This window comes from Rhodanobacter terrae, assembly GCF_042657005.1.
Classification (GTDB): domain Bacteria; phylum Pseudomonadota; class Gammaproteobacteria; order Xanthomonadales; family Rhodanobacteraceae; genus Rhodanobacter; species Rhodanobacter terrae.
Map to the genome: position 1 here is coordinate 133301 of NZ_JBHSNG010000007.1, position 16506 is coordinate 149806.

At 63.6% G+C, this 16506-nt stretch carries 13 protein-coding genes and 1 tRNA gene; all 14 read left to right on the forward strand.

Annotated elements, in window-relative coordinates:
• Positions 1-4: 4 nt before the first annotated feature.
• The 14 genes from ACFPPB_RS09175 (at position 5) to mtnA (ending at position 16219) form a co-directional block, all read left to right on the forward strand.
• Positions 5-1513 (forward strand): NADH-quinone oxidoreductase subunit M, encoded by a 1509-nt coding sequence (locus ACFPPB_RS09175; protein ID WP_377326460.1) that lies wholly within the window; start codon positions 5-7, stop codon positions 1511-1513.
• A 12-nt stretch (positions 1514-1525) separates the two neighbouring features.
• Entirely contained in the window at positions 1526-2980 is a 1455-nt protein-coding gene (nuoN, locus tag ACFPPB_RS09180) for an NADH-quinone oxidoreductase subunit NuoN (protein ID WP_377326461.1), read from the forward strand.
• Between the two features lie 112 nt (positions 2981-3092).
• A tRNA-Met gene (locus ACFPPB_RS09185) sits at positions 3093-3169 on the forward strand.
• Positions 3170-3367: 198 nt separating this feature from the next.
• The gene (locus ACFPPB_RS09190) at positions 3368-3901 is read left to right on the forward strand and encodes a ribosome maturation factor RimP (RefSeq protein WP_377326462.1); all 534 of its coding nucleotides are present in this window, start codon (positions 3368-3370) and stop codon (positions 3899-3901) included.
• 102 nt (positions 3902-4003) lie between these two features.
• Positions 4004-5509, forward strand: a complete 1506-nt coding sequence (gene nusA, locus ACFPPB_RS09195; RefSeq protein WP_072760934.1) for a transcription termination factor NusA — start codon at positions 4004-4006, stop codon at positions 5507-5509.
• 130 nt (positions 5510-5639) lie between these two features.
• Positions 5640-8480: a translation initiation factor IF-2 gene (gene infB, locus ACFPPB_RS09200; RefSeq protein WP_377326463.1), complete on the forward strand. Its 2841-nt coding sequence runs from the start codon at positions 5640-5642 to the stop codon at positions 8478-8480.
• A gap of 196 nt (positions 8481-8676) precedes the next feature.
• The gene (gene rbfA / locus ACFPPB_RS09205; protein ID WP_377326464.1) at positions 8677-9075 is read left to right on the forward strand and encodes a 30S ribosome-binding factor RbfA; all 399 of its coding nucleotides are present in this window, start codon (positions 8677-8679) and stop codon (positions 9073-9075) included.
• A gap of 27 nt (positions 9076-9102) precedes the next feature.
• Positions 9103-10029, forward strand: a complete 927-nt coding sequence (truB, locus tag ACFPPB_RS09210) for a tRNA pseudouridine(55) synthase TruB (RefSeq protein ID WP_377326465.1) — start codon at positions 9103-9105, stop codon at positions 10027-10029.
• Positions 10030-10195: 166 nt separating this feature from the next.
• Positions 10196-10465, forward strand: a complete 270-nt coding sequence (gene rpsO / locus ACFPPB_RS09215; RefSeq protein ID WP_007513234.1) for a 30S ribosomal protein S15 — start codon at positions 10196-10198, stop codon at positions 10463-10465.
• 25 nt (positions 10466-10490) lie between these two features.
• Positions 10491-12605, forward strand: coding sequence for a polyribonucleotide nucleotidyltransferase (gene pnp / locus ACFPPB_RS09220; RefSeq protein WP_377326466.1), 2115 nt, complete (start codon positions 10491-10493; stop codon positions 12603-12605).
• A gap of 115 nt (positions 12606-12720) precedes the next feature.
• Positions 12721-13830: a poly(R)-hydroxyalkanoic acid synthase subunit PhaE gene (locus ACFPPB_RS09225; protein WP_377326467.1), complete on the forward strand. Its 1110-nt coding sequence runs from the start codon at positions 12721-12723 to the stop codon at positions 13828-13830.
• 12 nt (positions 13831-13842) lie between these two features.
• The gene (locus tag ACFPPB_RS09230) at positions 13843-14910 is read left to right on the forward strand and encodes a class III poly(R)-hydroxyalkanoic acid synthase subunit PhaC (protein WP_377326468.1); all 1068 of its coding nucleotides are present in this window, start codon (positions 13843-13845) and stop codon (positions 14908-14910) included.
• Positions 14911-14941: 31 nt separating this feature from the next.
• A complete protein-coding gene (locus tag ACFPPB_RS09235) occupies positions 14942-15127 on the forward strand; it encodes a PspC domain-containing protein (RefSeq protein WP_377326469.1) in 186 nt (61 codons plus the stop codon).
• Between the two features lie 78 nt (positions 15128-15205).
• Entirely contained in the window at positions 15206-16219 is a 1014-nt protein-coding gene (mtnA, locus tag ACFPPB_RS09240; protein WP_377326470.1) for an S-methyl-5-thioribose-1-phosphate isomerase, read from the forward strand.
• Positions 16220-16506 lie beyond the last annotated feature (287 nt).

Sequence of the window (16506 nt, forward strand, 5' to 3'; positions counted from 1 at the left end):
ACACATGTTCAATCACTTGCTCAGCCTGCTGATCTGGCTCCCGGTCGCCGGCGCGATCCCGGTGCTGCTGGCCGGCTCCACACGACCCAATCTGGCGCGATGGCTGTCGCTGCTGGTGGCGGTGCTGACCTTCGCGGTCAGCCTGTTCCTGCTGCTGCAATACCACCCCGACGCGGGCGGCATGCAATTGACCGAAAGCTATCTGTGGATCGCCTCGTGGGGCGTCCATTACAGCCTGGCGGCCGACGGCATCTCGGTGGCTCTGATCCTGATGACCACCTTCGTCGGCATCCTGGTGATCGCCGGCGCGTGGGAAGTCATTCAGGACAAGCCGCACCAGTACATGGCCGCCATGCTGATGCTGGAAGGCCTGCTGATCGGCGTGTTCTGCGCCACCGATGCGCTGCTGTTCTACGCGCTGTTCGAGGCGATCCTGATTCCGATGTTCATCCTGATCGGTATCTGGGGTGGCCCGCGGCGGGTGTATGCGACGCTGAAGTTCTTCATCTACACGTTCTTCGGCTCGGTCTTCATGCTGATCGCGCTGCTGTACCTGTACCAGAAGGCGCACACGTTCGACATCGCCACGCTGGCCGCGCTGCCACTGACGATGAAGGAGCAGACCTGGATCTTCTTCGCGTTCCTGATCGCATTCGCGATCAAAGTGCCGATGGTACCGGTGCATACATGGTTGCCGGACGCCCACGTGGAGGCGCCGACCGGCGGCTCGGTGGTGCTGGCGGCGGTGATGCTGAAGGTCGGCACCTACGGAATGCTGCGCTTCATCCTGCCCATCGTGCCGGACGCGGGTGCGCATTTCGCCTGGCTGATCATCGTGCTGAGCCTGATCGCGATCGTCTACATCGGCTATGTCGCGCTGGTGCAGGAGGACATGAAGAAGCTGGTCGCGTATTCCTCTGTAGCTCACATGGGCTTCGTCACGCTGGGCATCTTCATCGCGTTCTTGCTGGTGCGCGGGCCGGGCAATGGCGACATGGCGCTGCTCGGCATGCAGGGAGCCATGGTGCAGATGATTTCGCACGGCTTCGTGTCCGGCGCGATGTTTACCTGCATCGGCGTGATGTACGACCGCATGCATACGCGCCAGATCAAGGATTACGGCGGCGTCATCAACGTGATGCCGTGGTTCGGCTTTTTCTACGTGCTGTTCGCGATGGCGAACTGCGGCCTGCCTGGCACCAGCGGCTTCGTCGGCGAGTTCATGGTGATCCTGGCCAGCTTTGCGGCGAATCCGTGGATCGCGCTGTTTGCCGCATTCACCCTGATCATCGGTGCGGCCTACACGCTGTGGCTGGTCAAGCGCGTGCTGTGGGGCGACATCACCAATCCGCACGTGGCCGAGATGAAGGAAATCAACGGCCGCGAGACATTCGTGCTGGTCTCCTTTGCCGCCGCGGTGTTGGCGCTTGGCATCTGGCCGCAGCCGCTGGTCCATCTGATGAACAGCTCGGTACTGCAGCTGGTGCAGCAGCTGGCCATCCACAAGATTTGATCGGGACCGAACATGCCAACTTTGAATGACATCCTGATCATGTTGCCGGAGTTCTATCTGGTGGCGGCGGCGTGCTTGCTGTTGCTGCTGGACGCCTTCATGAAACCCGAACAGCGCCCTGTGCTGCATTGGCTGTCGATCGCCGTGCTGCTGGTGGGGGTCTACCTGCTGATCATGGGGCAGGCGCCGCAGACGATGGCCGCGTTCGGCGGCATGTTCGTGCGCGACCAGGTATCGGAAATCCTCAAGGTCTTCGCCTTGCTCACCACGGTGCTGGTGATGATTTATGCGCGGCCATACCTGATCGACCGCAAGCTGCTGATCGGCGAGTTCTACACGCTGATGATCTTCGCCGTGATCGGCATCATGCTGCTGGTCTCGGCCGGCAACCTAGTCACCGTGTACCTTGGACTGGAACTGCTCTCGTTGTCGTCGTATGCCCTGGTGGCGCTGGATCGCGACGCGAAGTTGCCGTCCGAGGCGGCGATCAAGTACTTCGTTCTGGGCGCACTGGCCTCGGGCATGCTGCTGTACGGCATGTCGATGGTCTACGGTGCCTCCGGCATGGGCGGCACGCCGAGCCTGGCTCTGGAGCAGCTGCACAACGTGATGGCATACACCACCGCACCGAAGTTGCTGGTGTTCGGGCTGATCTTCATGATCGTCGGTATCGGCTTCAAACTCGGTGCCGCACCGTTCCACATGTGGATACCGGACGTGTATCAGGGCGCGCCGACGCCGGTCACCGCCTTCATTGCATCGGGCTCCAAGCTGGCCGCGTTCGGCATGGCTTACCGTCTGCTCGACGCCGGCATGGGCGACCTGTCGCAGCACTGGCAGCCGATGCTGGCCGTGCTGGCGGTGTTGTCGCTGGCGGTCGGCAACCTGGTTGCGATCGTGCAGACCAACCTCAAGCGCATGCTGGCGTACTCGACCATCTCGCATATGGGTTATCTGCTGCTGGGTCTCGCCGCAGCCGGACCGGAAGGCTATGCCGCCGCGATGTTCTACGCGATCTGCTACGCATTGATGGGCGTGGCCGCCTTCGGCGTGATGCTGGCGCTGAGCCGGGCCGGTTTCGAGTGTGAGGAAATCGCCGATCTGAAGGGGCTCAACCAGAAGTCGCCGTGGATGGCGTTCCTGATGTTGCTGGCGATGTTCTCGCTGGCCGGCGTGCCGCCGCTGTTCGGTTTCTGGGCCAAGGTGCTGGTGCTGGAGGCGGCGATTCACGCGAACATGCTGTGGCTGGCGATCGTCGGTATCGTGTTTGCCATCATCGGCCTGTACTACTATTTGTATGTGGTCAAGGTGATGTACTTCGACAAGCCGGCCGAAGGCAGCGTGTTGCGGGCGCAGCAGGACCGGCCGTTGCGTGTGGTGCTGTCGCTGAATGCGCTGTCGCTGCTGGCGCTGGGCTTGTACTGGGGTCCGCTGCTCGGGTGGTGCCGGCGCGCGTTCGGGCTTTGATGTTTGCATGCGGGCGATCGTCGTAATGTCGCCGCAGGGCAGTTTGATATCGGATGGTTGACGTTGAGGCTTGCAAGAAACCGGCCACCCCGCTAAACTCTTCGGACTCTGATGCGGGGTGGAGCAGTCTGGCAGCTCGTCGGGCTCATAACCCGAAGGTCGCAGGTTCGAATCCTGCCCCCGCTACCAGATCTTTCTTGGTGCAAGAAAGCCTCCTCGTGAGGCTTTTTTGTTGGGCGCTAGGATGCGTCGTGCCGAGCCGCCGCGAGTGGCGCCGGCAACGGAAGGAGCTGTAGGAGAGGGACATCGGCGAGATAAGGAAATGGGCCGTTGGAGCCCATTTTTTGTTTCTGCGGTTCTGAGAAAGCGATCCGGGAAGGCGAATCCATGGATATACAGGCACTGACGCAACGCTTCACCGAGGTATTGGCCGATCTGGGCCTGGAATGCCTTGGCGTGGAGTTCAACCCCTCGCAAGGGCAGAGTACCCTGCGTATTTATCTGGATCTGCTGGACAAGAGCGGACCCGACGGTGAACGCCGCGAGGTCGGCATCGAGGATTGCGAAACCGCCAGCCGCGAGTTGTCGGCGCTACTGGATGTCGAGGATCCCATCCCCGGCAATTACGTGCTGGAGGTTTCTTCGCCGGGCATCGATCGTCCGTTGTTCACCGCCGCACAGTTTGCGAAAGTCAGCGGGCAGGAGGTGAAGCTGCTGCTGAAGGTGCCGCTGGAAGGACGTCGTCGCCTGCGCGGCAAGCTGGTTTCGGTGGAAGGCGAACATATCGTGCTGGAAGGCGAAGGCAAGACATTCGAATTCGAGCATGCGCTGGTGGAAAGTGCGCGTGTGGTGCCGGATTGGGAGGCGCTGGGTTATGCGCCGCAGCCCAAGCGCGGCGGCAAGGCGGCTGGCAAGAAATAATCAATGCGGCCATCCATGGCCGCGTTCCAAGTTTTGTGTTCTGGAATGAACGTAACAATTTAACCATCGGTATCCGGACAGGATGCCTACGGAGTTGCTGCAATGAGCAAAGAACTTTTGCTGGTCGTCGATGCGGTCGCCAATGAAAAGGGCGTGCCGCTGGAAGTGATTTTCGAAGCGATGGAGGCCGCTCTGGCCTCAGCCGCCAAGAAGCGCTATCCGGACGAGGAGCCCGATATTCGCGTGTCGATCAATCAGAGCACCGGCGAGTACCAGACATTCCGGCGCTGGGAAGTCATTGCCGACGATGGCGAGATGGAATCGCCGTCCTACCAGCTGCGCCTGATGGATGCGCTGGACGAACGCGCCGACGCCAAGGTGGGCGAGTACATCGAGCAGCAGGTCGAGAATGCGGAATTCGGCCGCATCGCCGCGCAGGCCGCCAAGCAGGTGATCGTGCAGCGCGTACGCGAGGCAGAGCGCCAGCAGGTGGTGGATGCGTTCGCCGACCGCGTGGGCGAGCTGGTCACCGGTATCGTCAAGCGCGTCGAGCGCGGCAACATCTATCTTGACCTGGGCAGCAATGCCGAAGCGTTCATTCCGCGCGACAAGACGATTCCGCGCGAATCGGCCCGCGTCGGCGATCGCGTGCGCGGCTACCTGTACGAAGTGCGTTCGGAAGCTCGTGGTCCGCAGCTGTTCGTGTCGCGTGCAGCCCCGGAATTCATGATCGAACTGTTCAAGCTGGAAGTGCCGGAAGTCGGCCAGGGCCTGGTCGAGATCAAGGGTTGCGCACGCGATCCGGGCGATCGCGCCAAGATCGCCGTGCTGGCCCACGACAGCCGCACCGATCCGATCGGCGCCTGCATCGGCATGCGCGGTTCGCGCGTGCAGGCGGTCTCCAACGACCTCAACGGCGAACGCGTCGACATCATCCTGTGGCATGAGAACCAGGCGCAGTTCGTCATCAACGCGATGGCGCCGGCCGAAGTGCAGTCGATCATCATGGACGAGGAAAAACACTCGATGGACATCGCAGTGGCCGAGGACAAGCTGTCCCAGGCCATCGGTCGCGGCGGCCAGAATGTCCGTCTGGCCAGCAAGCTGACCGGCTGGCAGCTCAACGTGATGACCCAGGATCAGGTCACCGCCAAGAGCGAGTCCGAGCAGGAGGCCGCGCGCCAGCTGTTCATGGACAAGCTCGAAGTGGACCAGGAAATCGCCGTCATCCTCGTGCAGGAAGGCTTCTCCAGCGTCGAGGAAATCGCTTATGTGCCCAGCGCCGAGCTGCTGGCGGTGGAGGGCTTCGACGAGGACATTGTCGAGGAACTGCGCGCCCGCGCCCGCGATGCCCTGCTGACCGAGGCACTGGCGGTGGAAGAGGGCGTCGACGAACATCAGCCGTCCAGCGAACTGCTGGCGCTGGAGGGCATGGATGAAACGACGGCCTATGCACTGGCCGCTCGCGAAGTGAGCACGGTCGACGATCTGGCGGATCTGGCGGTGGATGACCTGATCGATATCGATGGCATGAACGAAGAACGCGCTGCAGCACTGATCATGGCGGCACGTGCGCCGATGATCGCGCGGCTGGAGAAAGGCGGCTAACCGCGGACGGCGGCACCCTGGACGGGTGTGCCGAGAAAGGCTTTGCGAAGCCTTTCACCAAGGATGGAGGTGGCGGCATGGATAATGTCGCACTGACGATAAGCGCGGGAACGGCGGAGCAAAGAACACGATGTCGGATGTCACGATCAAACAACTCGCCCAGGTGCTGGGCATGCCGGTCGACCGGTTGCTTACGCAACTGGGCGAGGCGGGCATGAAATTCTCCGATCAGGAGCAAGTCATCAGCAGCACCGAAAAGGTGAAGCTGCTGGGCTTCCTGCGCCGCACGCACGGCAAGACCGAAGCCGCCGCGGAGGTCGACGACAGCGCGCCGCGCCAGATCACCCTCAAGCGGCGCACGGTCGGCGAACTGAAAGTCGCCACGCCGGGCGGCCGCGGTGCCGCGGGTGCGGCCAAGACGGTCAACGTCGAGGTTCGTGCCAAGCGCACCTACGTCAAGCGCAGCGTGATTGCCGAAGAAGCAAGCGCCGAGCCCGAGCGTGAGGATGCCGTGCGCAAGCTGCAGGAATCGCAGCAGCAGCGCGAGCAGGAAGAACAGGATCGCCTCAGCGCCGAGCATCGCCGTCAGGAAGAAGCGCTGCAGCGCGCCCTTGACGAGCAGTCGCAGCAAACCGAAAAGGCGCAGCCCCCGGTTGAGGCCGCGCCCGAGCCGGCCGTGGTCGAGCATGTCGAGGTCGAGGCGGCGCCGGAAGCGGCAGCCGAGGCCTCTTCGCCGGATGCTGGCGAGGACGCTGCGGGGTCCGTCCAGCGCATGGACCAGCGCGATCTGGGCATGATCCTGCCGCGCATCCATGAGCCGCGCAAGCGCGAAAAACTGGTCAAGCCCGTGCCGCCACCGGCCCCGGCGCCCGCCGCCCCGGCGACACCGGCGGCTCGTGCAGCCGCGGCTGGCGCAGCGACCGCCCCGGCTGCCGCCGGCGATGCCGGCCGGAACAAGCCAAAGCATGCGCGCGAGCGCAATGACGGTGCGGGTAACGGTAATGGTGCGGCTGGCAAGGAAGGCCGCGAAGGCGCCGGCAAGCGTTTTGCGGGGGGGCAGATGCATCTGAGCGAGGCCGACCGGGCTCGCCGCTCCTCCTCCAGCAACAAGCGCGGCAAGCCCGGTCGCAGCAGCGGCCGCGAGATGCTGTCGCGCGGCAACAATCCGCCGAGCGGTCCGCATGGCTTCTCGCGCCCCACCGCACCGGTGGTGCGCGAGGTGGTAGTCGGCGAGACCAACGTCGTCGCCGAGCTGGCGCAGAAGATGGCGGTCAAGGGCTCCGAAGTGGTCAAGGCACTGTTCAAGATGGGCGTGATGGCGACCATCAACCAGACCGTCGATCACGATACCGCGGTACTGGTGGTCGAGGAACTCGGCCACACGCCGGTTGCCGACAACCAGAACAATGCCGAGGAGACGCTGGCGGCACATACCCAGAACGTCGAACTGGAAGGCGAGAAGATCACCCGCCCGCCGGTGGTGACGATCATGGGCCACGTCGATCACGGCAAGACCTCGCTGCTCGACTACATCCGCCGCACCAAGGTGGCTTCCGGCGAAGCCGGCGGCATCACCCAGCATATCGGCGCGTATCACGTGGAAACGTCCAAGGGCGTGATCACGTTCCTGGATACTCCCGGCCACGCCGCGTTCACCTCGATGCGTGCCCGTGGCGCGCAGTCGACCGACATCGTGATCCTGGTGGTGGCAGCCGACGACGGCGTGATGCCGCAGACCGTGGAAGCGGTGAAGCATGCGCGCGCCGCCAAGGTGCCGCTGATCGTCGCGGTCAACAAGATGGACAAGGACGGCGCCAACCCGGACAACGTCAAGCAGGGTCTGGTTCAGTACGAAGTGGTGCCGGAAGACTGGGGCGGCGACGTCCAGTTCATACCGGTGTCGGCCAAGACCGGCGCGGGCGTCGAGGATCTGCTCGATGCGATCTCGGTGCAGGCCGAAGTGATGGAGCTGAAGGCCGTGGCCGATGGCCGCGCCTCCGGCGTGGTGATCGAATCCAGCCTGGATCGCGGCCGTGGCCCGGTAGCGACGGTGCTGGTGCAGCAGGGCACGTTGCGCAAGGGCGATTTCATCGTCTGCGGCATCGAATACGGCCGCATGCGCGCGCTGATCGACGAAACCGGCAAGCAGGTTCTGGAAGCCGGTCCGTCGATTCCGGTGCAGGTGCTCGGGCTGTCCGGCGTGCCGGAAACCGGCGACGACTTCGTCTGCGTCGAGGACGAACGGCTGGCCCGCGAGGTTGCGCAGGAGCGGGAGCTCAAGCGCCGCGAGACGCGCATGGTCAGCAAGAGCAACCGGCTCGAGGACATCATCGCCAAGATGGGTCAGGGCGTGGAGCAGCAGACCCTCAACATCCTGGTCAAGGGCGACGTGCAGGGTTCGGTCGAGGCGCTGCGCGAATCGCTGACCCAGATCGGCAACGAGCGGGTCAGGGTCAACGTGGTCTCGTCCGGCGTCGGCGGCATCAACGAATCCGATGCCACCCTGGCGGCGGCTTCGAAGGCGCTGATCATCGGCTTCAACGTGCGCGCCGATGCGTCGGCCCGCAAGGTGATCGAGACCGCTGGTCTGGACGTGCGCTACTTCTCGATCATCTATGACGTGATCGACCAGGTGACCCAGGCGGCCACCGGCCTGCTCGGCATGGAAGTGCGCGAGGACATCATCGGCACGGCCGAGGTCCGCGACGTGTTCCGCAGCTCCAAGTTCGGCGCCGTGGCCGGTTGCATGGTTACCGAGGGTTCGGTCAAGCGGAACAAGCCGATCCGCGTGCTGCGCGACAACGTGGTGATCTTCGAAGGCGAGCTGGAATCGCTGCGTCGCTTCAAGGAGCTGGTCGACGAAGTGCGCAACGGCATGGAGTGCGGTATCGCGGTCAAGCAGTACAACGACGTGAAGCCGGGCGACCAGATCGAGTGCTTCGAACGCACAGAAGTGGCGCGCACGCTCTAAGGCAGAAATGAGTGGAGAGAAGTGAGAAATGAGTGTGGCGCGGTCGCCCTCTCTCGTCTCTTCTTCCTCTCCACTCATTACTCGCCTGCTCTCTCGCTCAAAAGCAGAAACGAGAATGCGGGAGTGAGGAATGAGTGTGGCGCGGCCGCTCTTTCTAGTTTCTCACTCCTCTCCACTTACTACTCAGGTTGTCCCCATGCCATCTCGTGATTTCAAACGTACCGACCGTATCGGTGCCGAGCTGCGCCGCGAGCTTGGCTTGCTGGTGCATGCGGCCGTGCGCGATCACGGGCTGCCGTCGGTCAGCGTGTCGGACGTGGAAATCACCCGTGATCTGGACTGGGCCACCGTATGGGTTACCGCCATGCTGCCCGAGCAGGGGCTGCCGGCGGTGAAGGCGCTCAACGCGATGGGCCACGAGATTCGCCATTCGCTGGCGCACAGCGGCATGCGCATGCGCCGGGTGCCGGAGCTGAAGTTCAAATATGACGACTCGGTCGACAAGGGCGAGCGTATCGAAACGCTGCTACGCCAACAGGCGCGCGATCTGGCGCCGCCCAAGGACGACAAATCAACCGGCGACAAGCCGGATTGAACCGGAACGTTGGGCGCAGCTGAACCGATGAATCGTCTGCCGCGTATCAAGCACCGTGATCTGCATGGCATCGTGCTGCTCGACAAACCGCTGGGCCTGAGTTCCAACCAGGCGCTGCAATCCGTGCGTCGACTGCTGCGCGCGGCCAAGGGCGGTCATACCGGTGCGCTCGATCCACTGGCCACCGGCTTGTTGCCATTGTGTTTCGGCGAAGCGACCAAGCTGGCCGGCAGTTTGCTCGGCGCGCGCAAGGCGTATGTGGCTGAATGCCGGCTCGGCATTACCACCGATACGGCCGATCGCGAAGGTGAGATCGTGCGGCAGCGTCCGCTGCGGCCAGTCGACGAAGCCACCATCGAGGCGGCGTTGGCCAAATTGCGCGGACACATCCTGCAGGTGCCGCCCATGTATTCAGCGCTGAAACAGGATGGCGAGAGGCTGTATGCCAAGGCGCGTCGAGGCGAGAGCGTCGAGGTGCCCCCGCGCGAGGTCGAGATCCACCGGCTGGAGCTGCTGGCCCGCACGGACGACACGCTGACCTTGCTGGTGGAATGCGGCTCGGGCACTTACGTGCGCTCGCTGGCGGTCGACCTGGGCGAGGATCTGGGCTGCGGCGCGCACCTGACCGCGCTGCACCGGCTGTGGGTGGAGCCGTTCCGCGAGCCGCGCATGGTGACGCTGGAGCAGTTGCAGCAGGCGGCGGAGCAGGGCGATGTAGCCTTGCTGGCGTGGTTGTTGCCGGTTTCGGCCGGACTGTCCGATCTGCCGGTGGTACAACTCGATGAGCTGCAAAGCATGGCGATTGCGCGCGGCCAGCAGATTGAGCTCCCGCAGGCCCCATCCACTGGCCGCTGCGCCGCCTTTGCCAAAGACGGTGCGCTACTGGCGCTGCTGGAACTGGACGACGGCGGCCGTGCGCGCATCCTGCGCGGCTTCAACCTGCCGCCGGGGTGAAGAAAATGTGCTCGATAACCGCTTCGCACTTGTTGTAACACCACTCCCATCAGTAGAATAGACAAGTTATTTCAACGCTTTCATTCATCTAGGCGAAGCTTGCGCTTGCGTCATCGCGATGATGCAAGCGCAAGCTTCGCATCGCCTTTCAAGGAAACGTATACCCATGTCTCTTACCGCAGAACAGACCGGCAAGATCATTGCTGATTTCGGCCGCGTGCCGAACGACACCGGATCGACCGAAGTCCAGGTGGCACTCCTGTCCGCCCGCATCGACCACCTCACCGGCCACTTCAAGGAACACAAGCAGGATCACCATTCCCGCCGTGGCCTGCTGAAGCTGGTCAACCAGCGCAAGCGCCTGCTCAGCTATCTGAAGGATCGCGATCTTGCGCGCTACCAGACCCTGATCGAACGCCTCGGCCTGCGCCGTTAATTCACCGGACGAGGAGTAGAACAAAGTGGCAAAAGTAACCAAGTCATTCCAGTACGGTAGTCACGAAGTCACGCTGGAGACGGGCGAAATTGCCCGCCAGGCGTCGGGCGCGGTCATGGCCAGCATGGGCGGCACGGTGGTGCTGGTCACCGCAGTGGCTGCGACCAAGCAGAAGGAGGGGCAGGATTTCTTCCCGCTCACCGTCGACTATGTCGAAAAGTTCTACTCCGCCGGCCGCATCCCGGGCGGCTTCTTCAAGCGCGAAGGCCGTCCGACCGAAAAGGAGACGCTGACCTCGCGTCTGATCGATCGTCCGGTGCGCCCGCTGTTCCCGGAAGACTTCAAGAACGAAGTGCAGGTCATCGCGCAGGTCGTCTCGCTCAACCCCGAGGTTGACGGCGACATCGTCGCGCTGCTCGGCGCGTCCGCTGCGCTGTCGCTGGCCGGTATCCCGTTCAAGGGTCCGATCGGCGCCGCCCGTGTCGGCTACGCCAACGGTCAGTACCTGCTGAACCCGACGGCTACCGAGCTGAAGACCTCGGCGCTGGACCTGGTCGTTGCCGGCACTGCCGGTGCGGTGCTGATGGTGGAATCCGAAGCCCAGTTGCTGTCCGAGGATGTGATGCTCGGCGCCGTGATGTTCGGTCATCAGCAGATGCAGACCGCGATCCGTGCGATCGCCGAGCTGGCCGCCGAAGCCGCCAAGCCGTCGTGGGACTGGCAGGCTCCGGCTCGCAACGAATCGCTGGTCGCCGCCATCAAGGGTGCGGTCGGCAGCAAGCTGGAAGAAGCGTTCCAGGTGCGCGACAAGCTGCAGCGCCGCGACGCAATTTCCGCGATCAAGGCCGACGTGGTGGCCGAGCTGAAGGCGCAGGCCGAGGCGAACGGCTGGGTTTCGGCTGAACTGGCCAAGGAATTCGGCGAGCTCGAATATCACACCATGCGCGACAGCGTGCTGAAGACCAAGGTGCGTATCGACGGGCGTCAGCTGGACGACGTGCGTGCGATCACCGCACGTGTCGGCGTACTGCCGCGCACCCACGGTTCGGCGCTGTTCACCCGCGGCGAGACGCAGGCACTGGTCGTAGTCACGCTGGGCACTACCCGTGACGCGCAGATCATCGATGCGCCGAGCGGTGAGTCGAAGGATCCGTTCCTGTTCCATTACAACTTCCCGCCGTTCTCGGTGGGCGAGGCCGGCCGCTTCGGTGCGCCGAAGCGCCGCGAAATCGGCCACGGCCGTCTCGCCAAGCGCGGCGTGCAGGCGGTCAAGCCCACGATCGAGGAATTCCCGTACGTGGTGCGCGTGGTCTCGGAAATCACCGAGTCCAACGGTTCCTCTTCGATGGCTTCGGTCTGCGGGTCCTCGCTGGCGATGATGGATGCCGGCGTGCCACTGAAGGCGCCGGTGGCCGGTATCGCGATGGGCCTGGTCAAGGAAGGCAGCGACTTTGTCGTGCTGTCCGACATCCTGGGCGACGAGGATCACCTGGGCGACATGGACTTCAAGGTGGCCGGCAGCGCCGATGGCATCTCCGCGCTGCAGATGGACATCAAGATCGACGGCATCACCGAAGAGATCATGAAGGTAGCGTTGGAGCAGGCCAAGCGCGGTCGCCTGCACATCCTCGGCGAAATGGCCAAGGCGCTCACCACGGCCCGCTCGGAAATGAGCGAATACGCCCCGCGCCTGATCACCATCAAGATCCACCCGGACAAGATCCGCGAAGTGATCGGCAAGGGTGGCGCGACCATCCGTTCGATCACCGAGGAGACCGGCACCACGATCGACATCAGCGACGACGGCACCATCATCGTCGGCTCGGTCAATCGCGAGGCGGGCGAAGCGGCCAGGAAGCGCATCGAACAGATCGTTTCCGACGTCGAGCCGGGCCGCATCTACGAGGGCAAGGTCGCCAAGCTGATGGACTTCGGTGCATTCGTCACGATCATGCCGGGCAAGGACGGTCTGGTGCACGTGTCGCAGATCTCCGACGAGCGTGTCGAGAAGGTTTCCGACAAGCTCAAGGAAGGCGACATCGTCAAGGTCAAGGTGCTCGAAGTCGACAAGCAAGGCCGCATCCGCCTGTCGATGAAGGCCGTGACGGAAGACGAGCGCGCCAGCGGCGCCAACGCCTGAGTCTCCAGCAACAAGTGATTCAAAGCGATCTCGCAAGGCCCGGCTCATGCCGGGCCTTGCGCGTTCCGGTGCCGATGATTTTGTGCAACACGTTTTTGCTAGGATGCTGGGAATCATGCATGAGGACGCACCGATGGCCGACCCGGCGAACGATTTCATCAGGGACTACCAGACCCTGGCGCAGCAGTCCTGGGACGCCTGGACGCGCCAGCTGCAACAGCAGCAACAGCCTCAGCCGGCGGTCAATCCGTTCTTCACGCCGCCGCCAGCGCCGGCGCCGGCTTCCGGTAACGACACGCTGGAGCGCACGCTGGCCGGCCTGAAAGGGTATTTCGACTGGATGCAGAGCGCCGCCGCCAGCGGTGCCGCAGCTCAGCCGGTCGACTGGCGCCAGCAGCTGCAGCAGCTGTTCGGCGGTGCCAGCCAGCCGTTCGCGCAGGCTTTCGGCGGTATCGACAGCGCCGGCGCGGAGGGTTTTTCCAGGCAGTGGCAGTCGTGGCTGCAGGCCGCGCGGCACAGTGGTTTTGGCGATCTGCCGGGTGCGCAGGGGCCGATCCCGGCATTCGGCTTGAACCGCGAACAGCAGATGCAGCAGCAGGCGATGAGCGCCGCGGTACTTGCCTCGATACAGGCGTCCGCGCGTTACCAGGCGCTGATTCAGCGCGCCAGTCAGCAGGGCATGCAGCGCTTGCAGGACAAGCTGGCCGAGCATGCCGAACCCGGCCGCCAGATCGATTCGCTGAAGGCGTTGTACGACTTGTGGGTGGATTCGGCCGAAGAGGCTTATGCCGAGGTTGCGCTGTCGGACGAGTTCCGCGAAGCCTATGCCGAGATGGTCAACACGCAGATGCGCGTGCGGCAAATGCAGCAGCAACAGACCGAGCAGATGTGCCAGCAGCTCGGAGTGCCGACACGTACCGAGGTGTCCAGTCTCGGCGAGCGGGTGCAGGCTCTGCGCCGCGAGTTTCGCGCCAGCCAGACGCCGGCGGACCACGCCGACGAGATCACGGTGCTGCGCCGCGAGCTGGCAGCGCTGAAACGCCAGCTCGCCGATGGTGCAACAGCAGCGCCCCCGGCGAAGAAGACCGCCGCCAGGCCGTCGACTCCGGCGGCGAAGAAGTCCGTTTCGAAGGCCTCCGCGAAGGCGGCGCGTACACCGGCGGCCAGCAAGGCCAAGCCCGGTACGGCATCCAAATTCCGCACCAGCCAGCGCAAGCGCAAGTAAGGAGAGGCCACCATGTACACGCCATTGCGCATCGACCCGACCAAGGCCCTGGGCGACATCGCCGCATTCCAGCGCAAGCTCGCCGCCGGCATGGGTCATCTGCGCGGCCTGCGCGAGCCCGAGTACGCGAACACGCCGCGCGAGCTGGTTTACAGCGAAGACAAGCTGAAGGTGTGGCACTTCACCGGCCACGGCAAGGCCACCTCGAAGACGCCGCTGCTGATCGTGTACGCGCTGGTCAACACGGTGTGGATGACCGACCTGCAGGCCGACCGCTCGATGGTGCGCAATCTGCTGGAGCAGGGTGAGGACGTCTACCTGATCGATTGGGGTTATCCCGACGCCGCCGATCGCTGGCTGACTCTGGACGATTACATCAACGGTTATCTGGATCGTTGCGTCGACGTGGTGCGCCGACGCCACGATCTCGATGCGATCAATCTGCTGGGCATCTGCCAGGGCGGCGCGTTCTCGCTGTGCTACACCGCGCTGCACCCGGACAAGGTGAAGAACCTGATCACCATGGTCACCCCGGTGGATTTCCATACGCCGGACAACATGCTGTCGCACTGGTGCCGCGGCATGGACGTGGATCTGTTCGTCGACACCATGGGCAATATCCCCGCCGGGCTGATGAACTACGTCTACCTCACGCTGAAGCCGGTGCGGCTGAATCAGCAGAAGTACATCGGCATGGTCGATATTCTCGACAATCCGAGCGAGCTGGAGAACTTCCTGCGCATGGAACGCTGGATCTTCGATTCGCCGGATCAGGCCGGCGAAACGTTCCGCCAGTTCATCAAGGATTTCTACCAGGGCAACAAGCTGGTCAAGGGCACGCTCGAGATCGGCGGCAAGCCGGTGGACCTTGGCATGGTGACGCAGCCGGTGCTGAATATCTTCGCCGAGCAGGATCATCTGGTGCCGCCGGATGCGTCACGTGCGCTGGGCAAGCATGTCGGCACCACCGACTACACCCAGCTGGCGTTCAAGGGTGGCCATATCGGCATCTACGTGTCCGGCCGCGCGCAACGCGAGGTGCCGCCGGCTATCCATCGATGGCTGAGTGCGCGAGACTGACGTTTTTCCCGCAGAGGCAGAGGTCGTCGATATGGAGAAGCGTCTATACCGCTCGCGCAATGACAGGAAATTCGCCGGTGTCTGCGGCGGGATTGCCGAATATTACGGCTGGGACCCGACCCTGGTGCGGGTTGCCTGGATCGTGCTGACCCTGCTGGGTGGATCGGGCATTCTCATCTACCTGATCCTGTGGCTGGTCATGCCCGAGTCGCCGTGAGCGCCTCATGATGGTTCCCACCCTGATCAGGTGACATCCAGCAAGTGATGTCCGTTCGACTGAGTAGCAAACAAGCCCATGAATGACGACCGTTACGACCGCATCCGTGCCGTGCAATGGCAGGGCGAACACCTGCGACTGCTTGATCAGCGCCTGCTGCCGGGCGAGGAACGCTGGATCGACTGTGCTGACGCCAGCCACATCACGCTGGCAATCAAGGATCTGGCCGTGCGCGGCGCACCGGCGATCGGCATTGCTGCCGCGTGGGGCGTGGCGCTGGCCGCGAAACAGGGCGAGCCACTCGACGAAGTGCTGGCCACATTGCGCGCTGCACGGCCTACCGCGGTCAATTTGATGTGGGCGCTGGACCGGATGAAAAAACGCATCGCAGCCGGCGCCGACGCCGATGCGCTGGTGCGTGAGGCGCAGGCGATCCAGGACGAGGATCTGGCCGCGAACCGCCATATGGGCGAGCTTGGTGCTTCGCTGATCGCTTCGGGCTCGGGTGTGTTGACCCACTGCAATACCGGTTCGCTGGCCACCGCCGGTTACGGTACGGCGCTGGGTGTAATCCGCGCCGGCGTGGCCGCGGGACGGATCGACCGGGTCTACGCCGGCGAAACGCGGCCATGGCAGCAAGGGGCGCGGCTGACCATGTGGGAGCTGGTGCGCGATGGCATTCCGGCGCAGCTGATCGCCGACTCCGCCGCCGCGCACCTGATGAAATCCGGTGCCGTGCAATGGGTGATCGTGGGGGCCGACCGGATCGCCGCGAACGGCGATACCGCGAACAAGATCGGTACCTATCAGTTGGCGATCGCCGCGAAATACCACGGCGTGAAATTCATGGTGGTGGCACCTTCGTCGACGGTGGACATGGCCACCGGTACCGGTGAGGAAATCGAGATCGAACTGCGCGATCCGGCCGAGCTGCTCGGCACGGCCGGGAAACGCACCGTGGTCGAGGGCGCGCAGGCGTGGAATCCGGTATTCGACGTCGCGCCAGCCGAACTGATCGATGCCATAGTGACCGAGCGCGGCGTGATCGAGCGGCCGAACAGCCTAGCGATGCAGGCGATGTTCGGGTGCTGAAGATGTCGCATCGAGCCCGATGACGGGGTCTGCGAACGGCCTCGCCTTCGCATTTTTCAGGCTTGCATCGGTGGCCGGTGCAAGCCGCCGCCACAGGTTCGACGATCGCCGCGCTGGTCAATTTTTCGACAGTCCGCGCAGTGCTTTTCAGGCGTCCCAAAACAACGTCGTAAACGATTGATTAATAACAAGTAAATCCTGTCGTTTTGATGACGTTCGTGCTACACTCCACAGGTTGATTTCGGGTCGCTTGCGCATGCGCTGGAGGCGCGGCGCCAGCGTCCTTT

What these genes read in the sequence shown, in the direction of transcription:
- ACFPPB_RS09175 (WP_377326460.1), top strand. Translation starts at nt 5, where the DNA reads ATGTTCAATCACTTGCTCAGCCTGCTGATCTGGCTCCCGGTCGCCGGC.
- nuoN (WP_377326461.1), top strand. Translation starts at nt 1,526, where the DNA reads ATGCCAACTTTGAATGACATCCTGATCATGTTGCCGGAGTTCTATCTG.
- ACFPPB_RS09190 (WP_377326462.1), top strand. Translation starts at nt 3,368, where the DNA reads ATGGATATACAGGCACTGACGCAACGCTTCACCGAGGTATTGGCCGAT.
- nusA (WP_072760934.1), top strand. Translation starts at nt 4,004, where the DNA reads ATGAGCAAAGAACTTTTGCTGGTCGTCGATGCGGTCGCCAATGAAAAG.
- infB (WP_377326463.1), top strand. Translation starts at nt 5,640, where the DNA reads ATGTCGGATGTCACGATCAAACAACTCGCCCAGGTGCTGGGCATGCCG.
- rbfA (WP_377326464.1), top strand. Translation starts at nt 8,677, where the DNA reads ATGCCATCTCGTGATTTCAAACGTACCGACCGTATCGGTGCCGAGCTG.
- truB (WP_377326465.1), top strand. Translation starts at nt 9,103, where the DNA reads ATGAATCGTCTGCCGCGTATCAAGCACCGTGATCTGCATGGCATCGTG.
- rpsO (WP_007513234.1), top strand. Translation starts at nt 10,196, where the DNA reads ATGTCTCTTACCGCAGAACAGACCGGCAAGATCATTGCTGATTTCGGC.
- ACFPPB_RS09225 (WP_377326467.1), top strand. Translation starts at nt 12,721, where the DNA reads ATGCATGAGGACGCACCGATGGCCGACCCGGCGAACGATTTCATCAGG.
- ACFPPB_RS09230 (WP_377326468.1), top strand. Translation starts at nt 13,843, where the DNA reads ATGTACACGCCATTGCGCATCGACCCGACCAAGGCCCTGGGCGACATC.
- ACFPPB_RS09235 (WP_377326469.1), top strand. Translation starts at nt 14,942, where the DNA reads ATGGAGAAGCGTCTATACCGCTCGCGCAATGACAGGAAATTCGCCGGT.
- mtnA (WP_377326470.1), top strand. Translation starts at nt 15,206, where the DNA reads ATGAATGACGACCGTTACGACCGCATCCGTGCCGTGCAATGGCAGGGC.